The sequence below is a fragment of the Amycolatopsis acididurans genome, from assembly GCF_012328925.1.
GTDB lineage: Bacteria > Actinomycetota > Actinomycetes > Mycobacteriales > Pseudonocardiaceae > Amycolatopsis_E > Amycolatopsis_E acididurans.
Genome location: NZ_JAAXLS010000011.1, coordinates 152953 through 169346, shown reverse-complemented (window position 1 = coordinate 169346; position 16394 = coordinate 152953). Strand labels below are relative to the sequence as shown.

General features: G+C 69.6%; 14 protein-coding genes, 1 tRNA gene and 1 pseudogene. 12 read left to right on the top strand and 4 right to left on the bottom strand.

What is annotated here, in order from left to right:
* Nucleotides 1–3 precede the first annotated feature (3 nt).
* From HFP15_RS18710 to HFP15_RS44155, 6 genes and pseudogenes are all read left to right on the top strand, one after another.
* Nucleotides 4–756 carry a recombinase family protein gene (locus HFP15_RS18710; protein ID WP_168517315.1) on the top strand — a complete coding sequence of 251 codons (753 nt, stop codon included), beginning with the start codon at nt 4–6 and terminating at the stop codon, nt 754–756.
* Complete coding sequence (locus HFP15_RS18705) at nt 753–2003, top strand: DNA-methyltransferase (RefSeq protein WP_168517313.1); 1251 nt, start codon at nt 753–755, stop codon at nt 2001–2003. Before HFP15_RS18710 ends, HFP15_RS18705 begins: the two co-directional genes overlap by 4 nt.
* The gene (locus HFP15_RS18700; protein WP_168517311.1) at nt 2000–3043 is read left to right on the top strand and encodes a DNA-methyltransferase; all 1044 of its coding nucleotides are present in this window, start codon (nt 2000–2002) and stop codon (nt 3041–3043) included. The genes HFP15_RS18705 and HFP15_RS18700 overlap by 4 nt, the downstream gene beginning before the upstream one ends.
* Nucleotides 3040–4398 carry a DNA-methyltransferase gene (locus tag HFP15_RS42855; protein ID WP_246271824.1) on the top strand — a complete coding sequence of 453 codons (1359 nt, stop codon included), beginning with the start codon at nt 3040–3042 and terminating at the stop codon, nt 4396–4398. The genes HFP15_RS18700 and HFP15_RS42855 overlap by 4 nt, the downstream gene beginning before the upstream one ends.
* Before the next feature lie 186 nt (nt 4399–4584).
* Nucleotides 4585–5115 carry a hypothetical protein gene (locus tag HFP15_RS18690; protein WP_168517309.1) on the top strand — a complete coding sequence of 177 codons (531 nt, stop codon included), beginning with the start codon at nt 4585–4587 and terminating at the stop codon, nt 5113–5115.
* 155 nt (nt 5116–5270) lie between these two features.
* A pseudogene (locus HFP15_RS44155) lies at nt 5271–6293 on the top strand (recombinase family protein); the annotation flags it as partial.
* Between the two features lie 651 nt (nt 6294–6944).
* Here HFP15_RS44155 and HFP15_RS42200 read toward each other — a convergent pair.
* Together HFP15_RS42200 and HFP15_RS18675 are read right to left on the bottom strand one after the other, a co-directional pair.
* Entirely contained in the window at nt 6945–7133 is a 189-nt protein-coding gene (locus tag HFP15_RS42200; protein WP_210717441.1) for a hypothetical protein, read from the bottom strand.
* Nucleotides 7134–7191: 58 nt separating this feature from the next.
* A tRNA-Arg gene (locus HFP15_RS18675) sits at nt 7192–7264 on the bottom strand.
* A 174-nt stretch (nt 7265–7438) separates the two neighbouring features.
* On the opposite strand from HFP15_RS18675, the gene HFP15_RS18670 reads away from it, so the two are divergent.
* On the top strand, nt 7439–8353 hold the full coding sequence (locus HFP15_RS18670) for a cation diffusion facilitator family transporter (protein ID WP_168517307.1): 915 nt from the start codon (nt 7439–7441) through the stop codon (nt 8351–8353).
* Nucleotide 8354: 1 nt separating this feature from the next.
* Here HFP15_RS18670 and HFP15_RS18665 read toward each other — a convergent pair whose 3' ends face one another.
* Together HFP15_RS18665 and HFP15_RS18660 are read right to left on the bottom strand one after the other, a co-directional pair.
* Nucleotides 8355–9059: a DUF305 domain-containing protein gene (locus HFP15_RS18665; protein ID WP_168517305.1), complete on the bottom strand. Its 705-nt coding sequence runs from the start codon at nt 9057–9059 to the stop codon at nt 8355–8357.
* A gap of 5 nt (nt 9060–9064) precedes the next feature.
* A complete protein-coding gene (locus HFP15_RS18660; RefSeq protein ID WP_168517303.1) occupies nt 9065–9865 on the bottom strand; it encodes a thioredoxin-like domain-containing protein in 801 nt (266 codons plus the stop codon).
* 94 nt (nt 9866–9959) lie between these two features.
* Between HFP15_RS18660 and argS the strand changes: the two genes are divergently transcribed.
* The 5 genes from argS to thrB are packed head-to-tail and all read left to right on the top strand — an operon-like array spanning nt 9960 to nt 16298.
* A complete protein-coding gene (gene argS / locus HFP15_RS18655) occupies nt 9960–11615 on the top strand; it encodes an arginine--tRNA ligase (protein ID WP_168517302.1) in 1656 nt (551 codons plus the stop codon).
* A 3-nt stretch (nt 11616–11618) separates the two neighbouring features.
* The gene (gene lysA / locus HFP15_RS18650) at nt 11619–13052 is read left to right on the top strand and encodes a diaminopimelate decarboxylase (RefSeq protein ID WP_168517299.1); all 1434 of its coding nucleotides are present in this window, start codon (nt 11619–11621) and stop codon (nt 13050–13052) included.
* Entirely contained in the window at nt 13049–14356 is a 1308-nt protein-coding gene (locus HFP15_RS18645) for a homoserine dehydrogenase (RefSeq protein WP_376768876.1), read from the top strand. Before lysA ends, HFP15_RS18645 begins: the two co-directional genes overlap by 4 nt.
* Nucleotides 14356–15420: a threonine synthase gene (gene thrC, locus HFP15_RS18640; protein ID WP_168517297.1), complete on the top strand. Its 1065-nt coding sequence runs from the start codon at nt 14356–14358 to the stop codon at nt 15418–15420. Before HFP15_RS18645 ends, thrC begins: the two co-directional genes overlap by 1 nt.
* Nucleotides 15417–16298 carry a homoserine kinase gene (thrB, locus tag HFP15_RS18635; protein WP_168517295.1) on the top strand — a complete coding sequence of 294 codons (882 nt, stop codon included), beginning with the start codon at nt 15417–15419 and terminating at the stop codon, nt 16296–16298. Before thrC ends, thrB begins: the two co-directional genes overlap by 4 nt.
* The last annotated feature ends 96 nt before the right edge of the window (nt 16299–16394 follow it).

The window sequence follows — 16394 nt, the reverse complement described above, 5'->3', positions numbered from 1 at the left end:
CTCATGGACCTCACCCCGCAACCGGATCGTCGCCCGCGTCGGGTCTCGCCCCGGATCAATCCTCTGTTCTATCGGTTCGTCAGCTATCGCACGCGCAGGCCGGAGTCACCCACCGGATGGCGGCGGCTGCGCGAAGCCCTCACCGGATACCCGCTGGCTCTGTATGACGACGATGATCGGCGCGAGTCTGCCGATCTGGGCGTCTACCTGTATCAGGTGGAGCTGGCCCGGCGGTCGCGGTTGACGCTGTGGCAGCGCACCCGCGACGGCTGGTGGCTCGGGCCCGCACCGTACGGCTACGCCCTGGAACATCACTGGGTGGAGCCGGAGTCCGCTCGTGCGGGGTGGCGGCACCGGCTGGTCGTTGATGCGCTGCGCGCGCCGGTCGTGTCGCTGATCTTCGCCTGGTCGGCACACGAGAACCTCAGCGACCGCGCCGTCGCCCGGCGCCTGACCGAACAGCAGCATCCCCGCCCGCTCGATCCCGTGTCCGGCCGGGCACGCGCGTGGAGCCGGGCGGTAGTGCGCACCATCCTGGCCAACCCCGTCTACCTCGGTTACGTCGTGCGTGATCGCACGCTGCGCGGAGTGGACCAACCGCCGGAAAACTGGACGTGGTCACGGCAGCGCAGCCACCGGGCGCTGGTCGAACCCGCCCTGTTCTGGACGGTCCACAACCGTCGAGCCCCCTGGGTCTCGCCGACCCCGGACACCGACACCACTGGACTCGCCGACCAGGGCCGGGAGGCAGCGTGACCCAGCATCCGAAGAGCACCGTCCACTACCGCGACGAGACGGTCACGCTCTACACCGGCGACGCCACCGCCACCCTCGCCGGCCTGGCGGAGAAGTCGGTGGACTGCGTGGTCACCAGCCCGCCCTATTGGGGGCTGCGCGACTACGGGACCGGTACCTGGGTCGGCGGCGATCCCGGTTGCGCGCACCTGGCCGCGGTCGGACGCGGCGGCAACATTCCCCAGTCCAAACACCCCGGTCTTTCCTATCCCGCGTCGGCGGCGCATCGCGGTGGCGTGCCGCAACGCTGCCGTCGGTGCGGTGCCCGCCGCGAGGATGACCAGCACGGCCTGGAGGCGACCCCGCAGGACTACGTCGACCGGCTGCGGGAGGTCTTCGCGCAGCTGCACCGTGTCCTGGCCGACACCGGCACGGTGTGGCTGAACCTGGGCGATTCGTACTCCGCCGAACCGCCCGGTCGCACCGGTGACGCGATGCGGGCGAGCACCTTGTCCGGCCGTGGTGCGGCAGCGCCGCTGCGGGAATCGGTGCGCCAGGCCGGGGTGGCCCGCACGCGGTCACTGCCGCGGAAGAACCTGGTTGGCATGCCGTGGCGGGTCGCGTTCGCGTTGCAGGCCGATGGCTGGATTCTGCGTAACGCGATCGTGTGGCACAAACCCAACGCCATGCCCGAATCCGTGCGCGACCGGGTCTCGAACCGGTACGAGATGCTGTTCCTGCTGACCAAACAGCAACGGTATTTCTTCGACCTCGACCCGATCCGCGAACCACTCACCCGACCCGAAGCGGTCGGGGAGGGCATCGTGATCGGCGGCGCGCACAAGGGCCACCTCGGCGGGATCGATGCGACCGCGCGCCGCCGCGGGCACAGCGTGTACGGCAAATACCGGGATGTCGACCCGTTCGCCGGGAAAGCACCGGGGGACGCGATGCGCCCGACCGGGGCGCGGCACACCGCCGCGCACGCTCGGGGCAAGAATCCCGGGGACGTCTGGTCGATCACCACCCGCCCCTTGCGAGAGGCGCACTTCGCCGCGTTCCCGGTCGACATCCCGCTGCGCTGTATCGCCGCCGGATGCCCCGACGGCGGGGTGGTGCTCGACCCGTTCAGCGGCGCCGCCACCACCGGCCTGGCCGCGCGCCGGCTCGGCCGCTCCTACCTCGGTATCGACCTCAACCCGGAGTTTCACGACATCGGTCTGCGCCGCCTCGGCCTGTCCGCACAGGACCCCGGGAGGGCCGCGTGACCACCTTCGCTGCACGCTCCCGTGAGGACGACGCCGTCACGCTGGTGACCGCCGACGCGGAAGCCGGAATCCGAAATCTGGCCGAGGATTCGGTGGACTGTCTGGTCACCAGCCCGCCCTACTGGCGGCTGCGTGACTATGCCCCCGACACCTGGACCGGCGGTCGGCCCGGCTGCCGCCACCGGCCCGCCGGCCTCCGCGACGCGGGTGCCGGGCGGTGGCGGTGCCGAGACTGCGGGGCCCGGCGTGAGCACCCACAGATCGGGCTGGAACCGACCGCGGACGACTACATCGAGACTCTGCGCGCGACGTTCTCTGTGGCCCGGCGGGTGCTCACTCCGCGGGCCACGGTGTGGGTCAACCTGGGTGACAGCTACTCCACCAACTCCGACGGCTACTGGTGCACGACCCCAGGGCAAGCAGGGCAGCCGCACTACCGGCCACGGGCGGACGTGCCGCACAAGAATCTGCTCGGCATGCCCTGGCGGCTGGCCTTCGCGCTGCAGGACGACGGGTGGATCTTGCGGTCGGCGATCGTCTGGCACAAGCCCCACGCCACGCCCACCCCGATCTCCGATCGGCTCGCGACCCGGCACGAGATGCTCTTCCTGTTTGTCACGCAGCCGGACTACTACTTCGACCTCGAGGTGATCCGGCAGCCCTACACCGGCGACCGTGCCCTGTCCCGCCGCGCCCACTACGGCGGCACCAAGCCGAACACCGCCCGCGGAACCTGGCCCCGCACACCCGCCGAGGGGCAGCGGGGCCGCAATCCCGGCAACGTGTGGACCATCCCGCCCGACCGCACCCGCGCCGGGCATCCAGCACCGTCTCCAGTGGAGATTCCGCGCCGGTGCATCGCGGCCGGATGCCCGGCCGGGGGCCACGTCCTCGACCCGTTCAGCGGCGGCGGGACCACCGGCGTCGCCGCTCGCGCGCTCGGCCGGCGTTTCACCGGCATCGACACCAACGCCGCCTACCACGACCTCGCACTCCGGCGCATCGCTGCGGCCGGCCCGGACACAGGAGGGCCGCGATGACCGACGACGACATCGCCTTTGTCGAACCGGAGATCGTTCACGGCGACGCCCGTGACCTTCCAGTCCCGGACGCCAGTGTCGATCTGGTGATCACCAGCCCGCCCTACTTCGGGCTGCGGACCTACCGCGATGGCGACACCGCCTACCGCGGACAGCTCGGTGCCGAAGACACCCCGGGCGCCTATCTCGAGAACCTGATCGCCTGCACCCGCGAGATGATCCGCGTCCTCAAACCGTCCGGGTCAATCTTCGTCAACCTCGGTGACAAGTACTCCAGCTACAACAACGGCAGCGGCAAAGGCCGCTCCCTGAACGGAACCTGCTGTGGCGACGGCCCACACTGTTACGGCGTGCCGAAGAAGTCGCTGATCGGCCTGCCCTGGCGCTACGCCCTGCGCTGCGTCGACGAACTCGGGTTGATCCTGCGCTCCGAGATCATCTGGTCCAAACCGCACGGACTGCCCGAGTCCGTGAGCGACCGGGTCCGCCGCAGCCACGAAACCTGGTTCCATTTCACGCTCAACCCGCACTACTACAGCGCCATCGACACCATCAGGCTTCCGCACTCCGCGTCGAGTCTCGCTCGTGTGGCGCCGCACCGATCCGATCCTGGCCGCGCAGCACGCGACGGCCGGTACTACCCGGGTGCGGAACAACAAACTCTGAAACGACGGCAGATGTTGCACCCGCAAGGCCGCCTGCCCGGATCGGTATGGGAGATCGCACCTCAACCACTGCGGGTGCCTCCGCACTTGGGTATCGCGCACTTCGCGTCGTTTCCTGTGGAGTGGCCTCGGCGACTCGTCCTCGGGTGGTCGCCGCAGAGCGTGTGCACCGCCTGCGGGCAGGGCCGCCGCCGAGTCCCGGTCGCCTTCGGCCTGGACACCTCCAGGCCGCAGACGCGGCGGGCGCTGGAACTGGTGCGCGAGCACGGCCTGACCGAGGCCCACCTGGCCGCGCTGCGAGCCGCGGGACTCAGCGACACGCCCCGTGCCATCGACACCCAGGGCCGTACGGCCGTGCACGAGCATCCTGGTAGGGAGCTTGTGGTCGAGGCGCGGGCCGCGCTGGGCGGCTACGCCCGCGAGTTCCTGTTGTCGCGGGCCACCGAGTTCGCCGACGCCTGCGACTGCGCCGACCCGAGCGCTGCCAGCGTTCCCGGTGTGGTGCTCGATCCCTTTGGTGGCACCGGAACCACCGCCTTGGCCGCCGCCGTGCACGGCCGGCGCGCCATTTCGCTGGATGCCAGCCGCGACTACTGCCGCCTCGCCACCTGGCGCGTCCACGACCCCCGCCAGCAAGCACGAGCCCGCGGCACCCACCAGGCCCCGGAAGCGGTTCCACACGCCGCGTGACACCCGCGCCGGTGTGACGTGGACGACAGGCGGGGCCCACTCGTTCGGGGCCTCCGTTTCTCGCCGATCGACGCTACGATCCCAGGCCCGCACCACCCAGCAGGACACTCTGACCAGCTGGTTTTGCGCTGAACGACAGGTGCTTGCACGTGGCGCGGGACGAGGAGACCAGGAGGCACGATTCCCATGTCCGCCCCAGCAGCGACTACGGCCACCGACGGGATCACCGCCGCGTCCGAGCCGATCAGGGCGGTGTTCTACGGACGCAAGAACAGGACCGACACGATCGCCCTGCGCCTCCTGCGCCAGCAGTACTCGCTGTGCGAGCGGGTGTTCCGTCCTCGCGTGGTGATCACCCACTGCTTCTACGACCTGCCCGCCGACGTGGACCCGGCGACGCTGCACGATGCGGGACTGCCCCGACGCGCAGGCGGGTGGCGCGAGCTGGCCGCGTCTCTGTCCACCCCGGAACCGGGCTACGACCTGATCGTCTCCGAGAAGGCGGAGCGGCTGTCGCGCGATCCGTTCGAGATTCTGGATCGCGAACGCCTCGCCGCGCAGCATTGCGTCCCGATCGCCTACGCGACCGAGCCCTGGAACCCGGTCTTGGAGATGCTGCCGCAGGCGCGTGCACTCACTGCGCTCCTCCGCCGCCGCGTCCTGGGCGCCAGCTATTTCACGATCGGAAACCTCTACATGAGCGGACAAGGGGTGTGAGCGTTGGCAGGCGAATACGAACGCCGCGACGACGCCACCGGACGTCTGGCTCCTGACGAACCACCGGAACTGGTCGCCGAAATCCGCACGGTGGAAGGAATCGAGGCTCAGCGACTGGCCGCGGAACAAGCACGAGTGTTGTGGGAGGTGACACAATGGCAGGCCCGGAACAGGTCCGCGCGTGGGCTGGACGACGCAGCGTAGGGCGCGCGCGAAGCCCCTACAGCGCAGCGGCAGCGGGCGGCGAGCCGATCGCCGCCGCGCAGCCCACTCTGCTGCGGTTCGCGTGGCTGGGCCGAGTGTCCACTCGCGACATGCAAGACCCCACACTGTCTTTGCCGCGCCAGCTCGGTTCATCGCAGCGCGCGCTGCCCGAGGACGGACTGATCGTCGCGCACTTCTACGACGTCGAATCCGGGCGCATGGACCTCGACGCCCGCGGCGGTGGGCACGCGCATGAACAGTTCGACATTCCGATCACGCGTGACGGCGGTATCCAAGACCTGCTCGCCGAGGCCGAACGTCCCGATCGGCGGTTTGACTATGTCATCTGCGAGTCCATCGAACGGACCGCCCGGCACATGTACTACGGCACCACCATCGAGCACCGCCTGGAGCGTGCCGGGGTGCGTCTGCTCGCGGCCGATGAGCCCTTTCAACTGGCCACAGTGGACGGTCGCAAGCCGAAGGTCGCCACCTCGTTGCTGACCCGCCGGGTCAAGCAGAGCATTTCCGAGTTCTACGTCGTCGACATGCTGGAGAAGTCCTGGGACGGCTTCGCGATCCACACCGAGGCGGGATACAACGTCGGGAAACCGTGCTACGGCTACTGCGCCCGCCACGTCCCGCACCCGGTCCCCGCCAAGCGCGCCAAGGGAGTCAAGAAGACGTTCCTCGACGTCGACCCCGCGCAGGCACCCGCCGTCCGCATGGCATACCACTGGCGCATCACCGAACGCCTCGGCTACCAGGCCATCGCGGACCGGCTCAACCTCGATCCCGCGACCTATCCACCGCCGGTACCCGTCGACCCGAAGCGCTCCGTCGGCCGTTGGACCTATTCGAACGTGCGCGACATCCTCACCAACCCCAAGTACACCGGGCACATGGTCTGGAACCGCAAGGGCCGCAAGTCCCGCGGCAACCGCGCCAACCCCATCGAGGAATGGATCTGGTCCGCGCAACCCGTTCACGAACCGCTGGTCAGTTTGGAGGACTGGCTCAAAGCCCAGGACATCAGCGGACACCGCTTCGGTTCCCGCAGCACCAGCAACACCAACGTCAAGCATCCCCAGACCAAACGCTCGTACTTGCTGCGCACCTACCTGTTCCACGGTGACTGCGGCCGGCGGATGAACGGCAAGACCCGCCGTGGCCACGCCTACTACGTGTGCGAACCGAAGAAGGGATACGTCCCCGACGGCCATCCCACCGCTGGGAGCTTCTGGATTCGCGAGGACGCGATTGTCGACAAGCTCAACGAGTTCCTGTCCACCCACGTCTTCGGCGCCTACCGCCGCAACCTGCTCGACAGCACGGTCCGAGATCTCGGCGCAGCCGCCCAACGGGAAGGAGAACAACGCCTCGCCGCCCTGCGCCGCGAGATCGACGACACCACTCGGATGATCAAGAACCTCGTCCGCAACTTCTCCCGTATTGACACACCGACCGAGGACTTCGTGCGCGACATCAACGAGGAACGCGCCGAACTTCACCAGCGCAAGACCCAACTTGAAGCCCAGCTCGCCGAAGCCGAGGAGGCCAACCAGCAGGCACCCAATCCCGACCTGCTCGGCACCTTGCCCATGGGCGAGGTCCGGATCGAGGAACTACCCGAAGACACCGCTCGGCGACTGTTCGAAGCCCTCCGACTCGAACTCCGTTATCACAAGGACACCAACCAGATCAAGTGCACGGTCACCCTGGCCGGAACGACATTGCCAGCCACCCGTCAGGCCGCCGACGAGGCCGTCATCCTGCCGTTCGACCGAGAGCGGCGACTCAACCAGCGCAAACACGACAACGAGAACAAGGAGGGTGCCATGGCTAGCACCTCTCCCGTTCCCATCCTTGGAGTGCCCCCGGCAGGATTCGAACCTGCGACACCTGCCTCCGGAGGGCAGTGCTCTATCCCCTGAGCTACGAGGGCCCATCGCTGGGCGACTCGGAAAGCCTAGCGCATCGGTTGAACCTCGCGGTGAGTGGCCACCCCCAAGAAGGAGCCCGCCGGCGTTATGATCCGCAGTAGGTAAGGCTCACCTGTATTGCATACATGCGCATGTGGCTATATGTTGAGGCCGGTGAGCGGACGAGGAGGCCAGTGATGGGACATGGGCACGGCCACGGCCATCAGGCCGTGAGCGCTTCCGGCCGCCAGCTGCCCCGGCTCGTGGCGGCGCTCCTGATCGGCTGTGTGTTCCTGGCCCTGGAGATCACGGTCGGCGTCCTCACCCACTCCCTCGCCCTCGTTTCCGACGCGGCGCACATGCTGACCGACGTCTTCGGCCTCGGGATGGCGTTCACGGCGATCCTCCTGGCCGGCCGGAGCGGCCCGACCTACCGCCGCACCTACGGGCTCTACCGCTCCGAGGTCCTCGCCGCGCTGGGCAACGCCGTGCTGCTCTTCGGCGTCGCCGCGTACGTGCTCGTCGAGGCGATCTCCCGCATCGTCGACCCGCCCGCGGTGCCCGGCCTGCCCGTCCTGCTCACGGCCGTCGCGGGCCTGATCGCGAACCTGGTCGCGTTCGCGCTGCTCAAGGAGGGCTCCAAGGAAAGCCTCAACATCCGCGGCGCCTACCTCGAAGTCCTCGCCGACCTCATCGGCTCCGTCGGCGTCCTGCTCAGCGGCGTGATCACACTGACCACCGGCTGGCGCTACGCCGACCCGATCATCGGTGTCGCGATCGGCGTGTGGGTCCTGCCCCGCACCTTCACGCTCGCGGGCCGGGCGCTGCGCATCCTGTTCCAGCATGCCCCCGCCGACGTCGACGTGGAACGCATCGCGAGCGAGCTCGGCGGCCTCGCGGGCGTGCGCGACGTGCACGACCTGCACGTCTGGACCCTCACCTCGGGCATGGAGGTGGCCTCGGCGCACCTGGCCGTCGAGCCGCACGCCGAACCCGCCAAGGTCCTCGCCGCGGCGCAGAACCTGCTCGCCGAGACCTACGACATCAAGCACGCCACACTGCAGGTCGAACCCTGCGAATCCACCCGGCGCTGCGAAGAACTGTCCTGGTGAGCTACAGCGGCTGAGCGCCCCGCGCGCTCAGCATCTGCTTCATCAGCACCATCTCGGCACCCTGCGAGTCGAGGATGCTCTTGGTGAGCGTCTTCACCGCGTCGGCCGACGTGTGGTCGTGCGCGTACTGGGCCATGTCGGTACCGCCCTGGTGATGCCGCAGCATCAACTGCAGGAAGTACACGTCCAGGTCCTTGCCCGACAGCGACCGCAGCTTCGCCAGCTCCGCGTCGGTCGCCATGCCGGGCATCGGCGCACCGCCCGAGGACGCCGTGCTGGGCGCCATCGCCATGCCGTGCGCGGACGGCCCGGACATCCACGTCATGTACGCGCCGGTCGCCTGCTCGGGCTGGCCCCACAGCATGAGCCAGCCCTTCATCCGGCCGACCTGCTCCAGCTGGGTGCTCTGGATGTCGAACGCGAGCTGCTTGAGCTCCGGGTCCGTGGTGTGGTCGCGTTCCCAGTTCGCCATGGTCACGGCCTGCAGGTGGTGCACCGACATGTCCTGCGCGAACCCGACCTCGACCGAACCCTCGCCCGGGGTCGCCTGCTGGCCGGAGTTGATCGCCCGCTGGGTGAGGAACATGCCGAGCACGGCCCCCACGAGCAGCACCGCGACGACCGCGGCGGCGACCACGAACGGACGACTGGTCGAGCGGCGCGGCTGCACGTCCTCGGCCGGCAGCTGCTCTTCGTCGGTAGTCATCGGCGTCACTTCGACGGCATGGTCGCCGGCGCGCCGCCCTCTTGCTGCGCGTTCTGCGTGCCCTGGTAGTTCATCGGCTTGGCGTCCGGGCCCGGCGGGTTCGGGTCGAACGCGGGCGGGTTGTCCGGGTCGAACGCGCCGGGGCCGAGCGCGTCGCACGAGGCGCCGATCTCGGGCGTGGTGTTGTTGTTGGCGCGCAGCGCGGTGATGAACTCGTCGATCCGCTGGTCGTCGGCGCTGTCCAGCTTGAGCTGGTGGCCCCAGGACTGCAGCGAGATCGGCTTGTCGAGACCCGGGTACGGGGAGATCATCGAGTACGGCTTGCCCTGCACCTTGGCGACGAGCTTGGTCAGCGCGTCACCCTTGATCTGGTCCGGGTTGTAGGCGATCCACACCGAGCCGTGCTCCAGCGCGTGCACCATGTTCTCGTTGCGCACGGCCGTCTTGTAGACGGTGCCGGTGCAGGTGGCCCAGTAGCCGTCGTGCGGGCCGCCGATGGGCGGGTAGTGGTCGTAGGCCACCCGCTCGGTGGGCAGGATGTGCACGCTGCCCTTGTAGTTGCCCGTCACGATCCCGGGAAGCTGCAGCGACGGGTCCGGGTTGCCCGCACTGGGCGTCCAGCTGGCCAGCGCACGCTTGGGCGCCGACTGGACCAGGTAGTAGGTGACCACGGCCGCCGCCAGAGCCACGATCGCGACGACCGCGATGATCGTGCCCCACGGGGTGCCCTTGCCGGACACCACCGACCCGCGCGCCGACTTGACCGCCCTCTTGGAGGCGCCCTGCTTCTTTGTGCCGCTGGCCATGTGCTCCCACGTCCCAGTCAGGATCGATTTACCCTGGAAGGGAGTCTAGGGACTGCGTGTCTGGCCACTGTCAACGGCCACATACACTCGCCTGGTGACTCCCGCCGTTCTCGCCGACCTGGTTCGCTCGTCCGCCGTGCAGGTGCTGACCGCCCGTGGTCTCGATCAGGCCGTCCTGCCCGATACCGTCACGATCGAGCGACCCCGCAACCCCGAGCACGGTGACTACGCGACCAACCTGGCGTTGCAGGTGGCGAAGAAGGTCGGGCTGCAGCCGCGTGAGTTCGCGCAGGCGCTGGCCGATCAGGTCGCCCAGGACGAGGGTGTCGCCAGTGCCGAGGTCGCGGGCCCCGGCTTCCTCAACTTCCGGCTCGCCGCCGGGGCGCAGGGCGAGCAGGTCCGCCAGGTGCTCGCGGCCGGTGAGCGCTACGGCCTCGGCGACGCGCTGGCCGGGCGCAAGATCAACTTGGAGTTCGTCTCGGCGAACCCGACCGGGCCGGTCCACCTCGGCGGCACCCGCTGGGCCGCCGTCGGCGACGCGCTGGGCCGGATCCTCGCCGCGCAGGGTGCCGAGGTCACCCGCGAGTACTACTTCAACGACGCCGGTGCGCAGATCGACCGGTTCGTGAACTCGCTGATCGCCGCGGCCAAGGGCGAGCCCGCGCCGGAGGACGGCTACGCGGGCGGCTACATCACCGACATCGCCGCCGAGGTGCTGCGCCAGGAGCCGAGCGCGCTGTCGCAGGAGGAGGCCGAGCGGCACGAGACGTTCCGCCGCATCGGCATCGAGCTGATGTTCGCCGAGATCAAGCAGAGCCTGCACGAGTTCGGCACCGACTTCGACGTGTACTTCCAGGAGGACTCGCTGCACCAGAGCGGGGCCGTGGCGAGTGCCGTCGAGGGGCTGAAGCAGTCCGGGAACCTCTACGAGGCCGACGGCGCGTGGTGGCTGCGCTCGAAGGAGTTCGGCGACGACAAGGACCGCGTGGTCATCAAGAGCGACGGGGCGCCCGCCTACATCGCCGGTGACATCGCCTACCTGCAGGACAAGATCGGCCGCGGCTTCGACCTGTGCATCTACATGCTCGGCGCGGACCACCACGGCTACATCGCCCGGCTGAAGGCGGCCGCGGCGGCCCTGGGGCACGACCCCGCCGTCGTCGAGGTGCTGATCGGCCAGCTGGTGAACCTGGTCAAGGACGGCAAGCCGGTGCGGATGAGCAAGCGGGCGGGCACCGTGATCACGATGGAGGACCTCGTCGAGGCCGTCGGCGTGGACGCGGCGCGCTACGAGCTGGCCCGCTACTCCGTCGACTCCGGCATCGACATCGACCTGGACCTGCTTCGTAAGCACAGCAACGAAAACCCGGTGTACTACGTGCAGTACGCGCACGCCCGGCTGTCCTCGCTGCAGCGCAACGCCGCCGACCTCGGCCTCAAACTCGACGCCGAGGCCGACCTGAGCCTGCTCACGCACGAGCGCGAGGGCGACCTGATCCGCACGATCGGCGAGTTCGGCAAGGTGCTGCGCCGCGCCGCCGAGCTGCGCGAGCCGCACCGCGTCGCGCGGTACCTGGAGAGCCTGGCCAGCGCCTACCACAAGTTCTACGACGTGGCCCGTGTGCTCCCGCAGGGCGATGAAGAGGCCACCCCGCTGACCTTCGCACGGCTCGCGCTGTGCGAGGCGGCCCGCCAGGTGCTCGCCAACGGCCTGTCGCTGCTCGGTGTCTCCGCCCCGGAACGGATGTAAGACATGGCTCACCCCGCAGGACCCCGTCACGCCGAGGTCTACCCACACGTCGACACGGCAGGCTTCCCACCGTCCACAGCGGACGAACTGGACCGGCTCTACCCGAAGGTGTGGCCGCGCAACTCGTTCCGCGCGCCGGACGGCGTCGTCCGGATCGCGGGCGTGGACGTGCGCGAGCTGGCCGCCACCTACGGCACGCCGCTGTTCGTCGTGGACGAGGCCGACTTCAAGTCCCGCTGCGCCGAGTACGCCGAGGCGTTCGACGATCCGGCGCTGGTGCATTACGCGGCCAAGGCGTTCCTGTGCACCGAGGTCGCGCGCTGGGTCGGCGCGCAGGGCCTGAGCATGGACGTCGCCAGCGGGGGAGAGCTGGCGGTCGCGCTGCGCGCGGGCTTCCCCGCCGAGCGGATCACCTTCCACGGCAACAACAAGTCGGTCGCCGAGCTGGAGTCCGCTTTGGACGCCGGGGTCGGCACCGTGGTGCTCGACTCGTTCCACGAGATCGCCCGGCTCGCCGATGTCGCGGCGCGCCGCGAGGTCGTGCAGAACGTGCTGGTCCGGGTCACCGTCGGCGTCGAGGCGCACACGCACGAGTTCATCGCGACCGCGCACGAGGACCAGAAGTTCGGGTTCTCGCTGGCCGCCGGTGACGCGGCGGAGGCGGTGCGCCGGGTGCTCAACGCCCCCTCGCTCAAGCTGGTCGGCCTGCACAGCCACATCGGCTCGCAGATCTTCGACTCCGACGGGTTCGAGGTCGCGGCGCGCCGCGTCGTCGGGCTGATCGCGGATCTGGTCAAGGAACACGGTGAAGCGCTGCTCGAGCAACTGTCCCTTGTGGACCTCGGCGGCGGTTTCGGCATCGCCTACACCGACAAGGACAATCCGCCGCCGCCCGCCCAGATGATCACGCAGATCCGCGAGATCGTGCGCAAGGAGTGCGAGTTCGCGGGCCTTCCGGTGCCGCGCATCGCCGGCGAGCCGGGCCGCGCGATCGCCGGTCCCGGCACGGTGACGCTGTACGAGGTCGGCACGATCAAGGACGTTTCGCTGGGCGACAACGAAAGCCGTCGTTACGTCAGCGTGGACGGCGGGATGAGCGACAACATCCGCACCGCCCTCTACGACGCGGTCTACGACTGCCGCCTGATGTCCCGGTCCGCCGATGACGGCGACGGTTCGGTGGGCGCCGCGCTGTCCCGCGTGGTCGGCAAGCACTGCGAGTCCGGCGACATCGTCGTCCGCGACTGCTGGCTGCCGGACACGCTCGCCGCGGGTGACCTGCTCGGTATCGCGGCCACGGGTGCCTACTGCTACTCGATGGCCAGCAACTACAACCGGCAGCCCCGCCCGGCCGTGGTGGCGGTGCGCAACGGAAGCGCCCGCCTGCTGCTGCGCCGGGAGACCATCGACGACATGTTGCATCTGGAGGTGTCGTGACGTCCACTGTGGATGGTAAGACAGTACGTGTCGCGCTGCTCGGGTGCGGCACCGTGGGCAGCGAGGTCGCGCGACTGCTCACCGAGCAGGCCGACGAACTGGCAGCTCGTGCGGGTGCTCCCGTGGAGCTGGCCGGGATCGCGGTGCGCAGGCCGGACAAGCACCCGGAGCTTCCGCAGCATCTGCTCACCTCCGACGCCGCGGCACTCGTCGAGTCCGATGTGGACGTCATCGTCGAGCTGATCGGTGGCATCGAGCCGGTCCGCACCTGGCTGCTCACCGCGCTGCGCAAGGGAAAGTCGGTCGTCACGGCGAACAAGGCGCTGCTGGCCGAGTACTCCGCCGAACTGTCCGAGGCCGCCGACTCCGCGGGCGCCGACCTCTACTTCGAGGCCTCGGTCGCGGGCGCGATCCCGTTGCTGCGCCCGCTGCGCGAATCGCTCGCGGGTGACCGCATCACCAAGGTGATGGGAATCGTCAACGGCACCACCAACTTCATTCTGTCCGCAATGGACTCCTCAGGCGCCGGATACGCGGAGACGCTGGACGAGGCCAGCCGGCTGGGATACGCCGAAGCGGACCCGACTGCCGACGTCGACGGCTACGACGCCGCCTCCAAGGCGGCGATCCTCGCCTCGCTCGCCTTCCACAGCCGGGTCACGGCCTCCGACGTGTACCGCGAGGGCATCGCGAACGTCACCTCGTCCGACATCGCGGCCGCGAAAGCGTTGGGGCGCACGGTAAAGCTGCTCTCCATCTGCGAGCGGGTGACCGCCGACGACGGCACCGAATCGGTCTCGGCGCGCGTGCATCCGGTGATGATCCCGCGCAGCCACCCGCTCGCGGGGGTCGGCGGCGCGTTCAACGCGGTGTTCGTCGAAGCAGACGCGGCGGGCGAGCTGATGTTCTACGGCCAGGGTGCAGGCGGGGCGCCGACCGCGAGCGCGGTGCTCGGCGATCTCGTCGCGGTGGCCCGCAACCGGGTGCTCGGCGGGCGCGGCCCGCGCGAGTCGGCGCACGCGGCGCTGCCGGTGCGGCCGATGGGGCAGACCCCGACGCGGTACCACATCAGCCTCGACGTCGCGGACAAACCCGGTGTGCTGGCCCAGGTCGCGCAGGTTTTCGCCGCGCACGAGGTGAGCATCGCCGCGGTGCGGCAGCGCGACCGGCTCTCCACCGCGAGCCTGGTCATCGTGACCCACCTCGCACCGGACGCGGCCTTGCGCGCCACGGTCGAGGAGATCGGGAAAATGGACGTCGTGCACGAAGTAGTCAGCGTGATGCGGGTGGAAGGCGAGGACTGATGAACGCCAAACCTGGTTGGCCGGGGATCATCGAGGCCTATGCCGACCGGGTGCCGATCCCGTCGGGCGCGAAGATCGTCACGCTCGGAGAGGGCAACACCCCGCTGGTCCCGGCCCCGCATCTGTCGGAGCTGACCGGGAGCACGGTCTATCTCAAGGTGGAGGGCGCCAACCCGACCGGTTCGTTCAAGGACCGTGGCATGACCGTCGCGATCACGCACGCGCTCGCGAGCGGGCTGCGAGCGGTGATCTGCGCGTCCACCGGCAACACCTCGGCCTCGGCCGCCGCCTACGCCGCCCGCGCCGGCCTGACCTGCGCCGTGCTCATCCCGCAGGGCAAGATCGCGATGGGCAAGCTCGCGCAGGCGATCCTGCACGGCGCGCGGATCCTGCAGATCGACGGCAACTTCGACGACTGCCTCGAACTCGCCCGCAAGACCGCGATCGACCACCCGGTCACGCTGGTGAACTCGGTCAACCCGGTGCGTCTGGTCGGCCAGAAGACCGCCGCGTGGGAGATCTGCGACGTGCTCGGCGAGGCACCGGACATTCACTGCCTGCCGGTCGGGAACGCGGGCAACATCACGGCTTACTGGGCCGGATACACCGAATACGCCGCGGACGGTGTGGTGAAGAACACCCCGCGGATGTTCGGGTTCCAGGCCGCCGGTGCGGCGCCGCTGGTGCACGGCGAGCCGGTCAAGGAACCGGAGACCGTGGCCACCGCGATCCGGGTCGGCAGCCCGGCCTCGTGGCAGGGCGCGGTGAAGGCGAAGAACGCCTCGGGTGGCCTGTTCGAGAAGGCCAGCGACGAGCAGATCCTTGCCGCGTACCGGTTGCTGGCCAGCAAGGAAGGCGTGTTCGTGGAGCCCTCGTCGGCCACGAGCGTCGCCGGCCTGCTACTGACCGCCGCCGACGGCCGCCTCCCCAAGGGGTCCACTGTGGTCTGTACGGTCACCGGGCACGGGCTCAAGGACCCGGCCACCGCGCTGGAGAACAACGTCGAGGTCGAACCGCTCGCGGTGGACCCGCGGGCCGTGGCGGCGGCGCTGGAGCTGTCGTGACCCGGTTGAAGGTGACCGTGCCGGCGTCGTCGGCCAACCTCGGCCCCGGCTTCGACACGCTCGGCCTGGCGCTCGCGCTGCACGACGTGGTCGAGGTCCTGGTCACCGATTCCGGCCTGAAGATCGAGGTTTTCGACGCCGGCGCGGGCGATGTCACCGACGTGCCGACCGACGAGACCCACCTCGTGGCGCGCGTGCTGCGCGCGGCGTGCGAGCGGCTCGGCGTGTCGCTGCCGGGGCTGCATCTGCGGTGTTTCAACGCGATTCCGCACGCGCGGGGGCTCGGCTCCTCGGCTTCGGCGATCGTTTCCGGTGTGGCGGCGGCGTATTCGCTCGCGGGCAGGCCCCTGGACGCCGAGGCGGTGCACATCGCCGCGGAATTCGAGGGACACGCCGACAACGCTGCCGCGAGTCTGCTCGGCGGGCTGGTAGTGGCGTGGTCTTCCGGCGGCCGTTTCCACGCCGAACGGCTCACGCCGCACGCCTCCATCCGGCCGCTGGTCGCGGTGCCCGCGCTGCGGTCCTCCACCGAGGCCACCCGCGGGCTGCTGCCCGAACAGGTGTCCCATTCCGACGCGGCGTTCACGGCGAGCCGCGCCGCGCTGGCCGTGCACGCCCTGACCACCAACCCGGACCTGCTGCTGGCCGCGACCGAGGACCGGTTGCACCAGCACTACCGCGCGCCCGCCTATCCCGCGACCGCCCGCCTCGTCGCCGACCTGCGCGCAGCCGGGGTCGCCGCCACCGTGTCCGGGGCCGGGCCGACCGTGCTGGCGCTGACCACGGACGGAATAATTCCGGCATCGGTCGACGTTGAAGGCTTCGAAGTCACCGAACTACCGGTGGATTCGGCCGGAGTACAGGTCACGGCCGGATAGCGGGGGTGCGGCGATTCGCGCCACTCCGGGGGTGGTTGTTGCACCTGGACCGCACGCGGTCTACCCTCGGGGGCGTTCGATCACCGTGCGCAGTCC

What these genes read in the sequence shown, in the direction of transcription:
- lysA (WP_168517299.1), top strand. Translation starts at nt 11,619, where the DNA reads ATGGCTCACCCCGCAGGACCCCGTCACGCCGAGGTCTACCCACACGTC.
- HFP15_RS18665 (WP_168517305.1), bottom strand. Translation starts at nt 9,059, where the DNA reads ATGACTACCGACGAAGAGCAGCTGCCGGCCGAGGACGTGCAGCCGCGC.
- HFP15_RS18710 (WP_168517315.1), top strand. Translation starts at nt 4, where the DNA reads ATGGACCTCACCCCGCAACCGGATCGTCGCCCGCGTCGGGTCTCGCCC.
- HFP15_RS18690 (WP_168517309.1), top strand. Translation starts at nt 4,585, where the DNA reads ATGTCCGCCCCAGCAGCGACTACGGCCACCGACGGGATCACCGCCGCG.
- thrC (WP_168517297.1), top strand. Translation starts at nt 14,356, where the DNA reads ATGAACGCCAAACCTGGTTGGCCGGGGATCATCGAGGCCTATGCCGAC.
- HFP15_RS18660 (WP_168517303.1), bottom strand. Translation starts at nt 9,865, where the DNA reads ATGGCCAGCGGCACAAAGAAGCAGGGCGCCTCCAAGAGGGCGGTCAAG.
- HFP15_RS18670 (WP_168517307.1), top strand. Translation starts at nt 7,439, where the DNA reads ATGGGACATGGGCACGGCCACGGCCATCAGGCCGTGAGCGCTTCCGGC.
- HFP15_RS42855 (WP_246271824.1), top strand. Translation starts at nt 3,040, where the DNA reads ATGACCGACGACGACATCGCCTTTGTCGAACCGGAGATCGTTCACGGC.